Raw genomic sequence first — 3,451 nt, 5'->3', positions numbered from 1 at the left:
CCCATGCCCAATGTATAAACCTGGCCCTTTTTTTTTTGTCCAAATATACAAATTCCTCCTACCAGGAAAAATAAGACCACATAAACCGCCCTTTACTTTCCCAATTCTATAATAAAATATTGAACGAAATTCCGGATATTTTATCATTAGAAACACAAAAGACAATTTTCTATTTATATAATACCCTCTATATGATATCCATGCGATTAAATCTTGTTGAATTAAAGATTTAGTCTTTGCGCTACTGCACAAATAACAGAAGAAACTAGGCAATAACAATATAGAAAAAAACAAATAATATATATATTTCATTTTAAACGTCTTCAAAAGAGTCTAAGGCAGCCTTCAAAGCTTCTATATAACCTTTTCCATACTTTAAATCAGGTTCCATGTAATTTCCTTCTCCCCACTCATTCCAAGATTTTACTAAAATAATTTTAGTTGACTTATCCTTAGTAGCATTCAGTGCTTGCAAAACATGATCATAAAATAGTTCTGGAGTTGAATTAATGAAAAGACTGCCATTCCATCCACTACGAGGAGTATGGTCCCATTGTGGCACAATAGATGGAAGTACATTTTCTAGCTTATCTTCTTCTGTTATTAAAGAGAGATGATATTTTTTATAATCCACCATTCGAGGAGGCCGTCTTAGCACAAATGCTTTTGTATATTTATATAACTTCAAAAAGCCTCGCTCCATTTTACTAAATCGATTAAGTTGAGTATCACCTATTCCTCCTAGCCTTTGATAAGTTACCGCATCAAATCCCCTATTCAATAGTTCTTCTTTCCTAATAGAATGGGTCGTTATATTAGCAACCAAATATAGTCCATCAAATCCTACATCTTTAGCCCATTGCTTAAAATTGCGAATATATTCATCAGGAATTGATACTGGATCAAATATAAAAAGAAAAGGCCGGTTGCCTATTTTCACATATCTGTGATCTTTAAAAGCTTTTAATAAGAAATCAAAATGCAGTTTTTCATCTTCTATCCCTAGATATGTTTGCTCCATCAAAAGCTTGTTCGTTGATGTACCATCGCTATTCCAGTTTTTAGCAAACCATGAGTGGTTAGCCCAAGCTAAACAAAAAGGAAAATCTGGCTTATTTGTGTTTAACACCTCATCAAAAATATCAGCCATCAAGCGTTTACCATTTCCAAACCAATAATGCCAATAGCAAAAAGCTGTAATTCCAGCCTCCTTAGCAAGTTCTACCTGTTGCTCTCGCACAATAGGCATTCTTAAATCATAGTAACCTAAATCAGCTGGAACTCTAGGCTGGTTATGACCTCTAAATAGAGGTTTTGCTTTTCCAACATTCGTCCATTCAGTGAACCCTTTTCCCCACCATATGTCATTCTCAGGAATAGGGTGAAATTGCGGAAGATAGAATGCTATAACTTTCGTTTTTGCAACTAGACTATTCATCTTTATACTTATTTTAAAAAAAACTATAATACTTTCTCAAAAAAGTAAGATATTTCAACTAACCACATTTTTTAATAAGATAGAAGCAATTATATCGATTCATATTTTGCAACTATTTTCTCTATTATAGAATCCAAATCTCTCGCTTTTATATTGTTTATCATAATTGTACTATCATAAATTTCATTTGCTTCAAAAGCACCTTGAAATTTATAACTATATGCCAACCCAAACAGTGGAACTCCAGTATAGATAGCTGCAAAATTAGCATGCATTCGTGTACCGATAAAGAACTTCATTTGTGAAATGACATATTTCACTTTTGGAGAAGTTAAGTCTTGATCAATAAGGGTAATTTTGCTTTTATCTTGCAATCTGGAATAAATATCTCTCGCTGCTTCCAAGTCATCATTAGCAACTTCTGCTTCCTGATAATTATATGAATGCGGTATTAGATATACTGGAATATTCTTTTGCTGAAAGTAAGCAATAAGCCTGTTTATAAGATCTGGATAAATAGCAAATTGTCCTGAAAGAGTTCGAAATTTATTACTATAAGTCAAACCACTAACATTAATACCGATCGCATTAGTTTCGATTTCAATATCAAAAGGTTGTGGCTTCATATAGTAAGACAGATCCTTCACCCGCTCATATTTCAAGTTCATATTTCTTAACTCATGAATAAACTTATCATCGCGAACAAAGATTTGATCAGCATAACGGAGTATGCGATTAGCTATAATTTTATTTTTATCATCTTGGAATGGCCCTAAAGTCTGGGGTAGAATAATTACAGGAATATTAAGAGCCATTGCCAAATTAATATCAGACAAACGATTAAGGAAAGATGTAGTGCCATAAATATCTGAAAAACCATCACCACCGTTAATTGCAGCGACATATTTAATTTGTCTTGTTAGTCGACCAAATTTAGTAAAAGGCAAACGAATGTTGAAGTATTTCAACAAGAGTCCTTCTACAAAAAAAACAGGAATAATGAGGTATTCCCATTGTACACCTGAGACATCAAGCTTTTGAACTTTTATCCTTCTATTTTCTGACTTAAAAAAATTCTTTATAAAACGAAAACTCACAAGTTTAGTGTCTCTGGAAAGTCTTTTTTTTTCATATAAAAAAGAAATAGATCCATAACTTAATGCAGCAGTTCCTCTATTATTATCTATGATACTAAATCCGGATATTATAACGTATTTATTCATTGCTTATTTTCATCCTTTCCCATTTTTTTATTTCAAAATTATATCGTTTTATAACTTTTGCTGGATTACCTGCCACGATGGAGTAAGAAGGTACATCCTTGGTTACCACAGCTCTAGCAGCAACAATTGAATGTGTACCAATGTGAACTCCTGATAGTATTTCACAACCAAAACCTAGCCAACAATCATTTCAATTATAACAGGCCCTTTAGATATCAATGTTTGCGCACGAATTGGTAAACTAATATTTTCATATCCATGAGAATGGTCTGTTATATGAACATATCCTGCAAATAAGACATTATTTCCTATTTGAATTCTATCAATAGCAGCAAAGCTATTTCTTATACCTATCCAACAATTATCTCCTATTATTATTTGAGGATTATATTTACTACCTAAATGTGATTTGCATGGCAAAAAATAGGTATATTTACCGATGCTACATTCTTTCCGAAATAGAGACTATCAGGATTTTGTATATTAATAGACTTCCAATCCGCATTTATTTTTGTCTTAACAGAACCAAATCTTCTAGACCAATAAACCCATCTAAACTGATTTATTATCCTTTCAAAAAAATTTGCCATAGCGCTATTTATATATATGTTTTATTAAATTTAAAATCTTCAGGTGTAATTTAATAGTATAAACATTCATCGAAAAAAAATGCCGATAGAACTTAATTGAACATATTTTCTCTACAATTAACAAAAAAGACAGATTTTGAGATATTATTTTTTCCTTATCAACATTGGGACGTTGAGCTATTTCATAGTCTGCCCTTAAA

The 3,451-nt window shown here is 32.0% G+C and carries 4 protein-coding genes; all 4 read right to left on the bottom strand.

Going from position 1 to position 3,451, the window contains the following annotated elements; genetic code table 11:
• Window positions 1-313 precede the first annotated feature (313 nt).
• The 4 genes from JCM10512_RS20855 to JCM10512_RS21740 all read right to left on the bottom strand — a co-directional run bounded on the left by JCM10512_RS20855 (window position 314) and on the right by JCM10512_RS21740 (window position 3,081).
• Entirely contained in the window at window positions 314-1,438 is a 1,125-nt protein-coding gene (locus tag JCM10512_RS20855; RefSeq protein WP_044165854.1) for a glycosyltransferase WbsX family protein, read from the bottom strand.
• Between the two features lie 89 nt (window positions 1,439-1,527).
• A complete protein-coding gene (locus tag JCM10512_RS20850; protein WP_044165852.1) occupies window positions 1,528-2,661 on the bottom strand; it encodes a polysaccharide pyruvyl transferase family protein in 1,134 nt (377 codons plus the stop codon).
• Window positions 2,654-2,821 carry an LbetaH domain-containing protein gene (locus JCM10512_RS24740; RefSeq protein WP_081741592.1) on the bottom strand — a complete coding sequence of 56 codons (168 nt, stop codon included), beginning with the start codon at window positions 2,819-2,821 and terminating at the stop codon, window positions 2,654-2,656. Before JCM10512_RS24740 ends, JCM10512_RS20850 begins: the two co-directional genes overlap by 8 nt.
• 14 nt (window positions 2,822-2,835) lie before the next feature.
• Window positions 2,836-3,081, bottom strand: a complete 246-nt coding sequence (locus tag JCM10512_RS21740) for an LbetaH domain-containing protein (RefSeq protein ID WP_052517334.1) — start codon at window positions 3,079-3,081, stop codon at window positions 2,836-2,838.
• Between the last annotated feature and the right edge of the window lie 370 nt (window positions 3,082-3,451).

This window comes from Bacteroides reticulotermitis JCM 10512, from assembly GCF_000517545.1.
In the GTDB taxonomy this organism is placed as follows: Bacteria; Bacteroidota; Bacteroidia; order Bacteroidales; family Bacteroidaceae; genus Bacteroides; species Bacteroides reticulotermitis.
Note: the sequence above shows the minus strand (reverse complement) of the source record. Positions and strands in the feature narration are given on the sequence as shown.

Bases quoted from the DNA above. Each gene is read 5' to 3' on its own strand.
- JCM10512_RS20850 (WP_044165852.1), bottom strand. From the start codon at position 2,661: ATGAATAAATACGTTATAATATCCGGATTTAGTATCATAGATAATAAT.
- JCM10512_RS20855 (WP_044165854.1), bottom strand. From the start codon at position 1,438: ATGAATAGTCTAGTTGCAAAAACGAAAGTTATAGCATTCTATCTTCCG.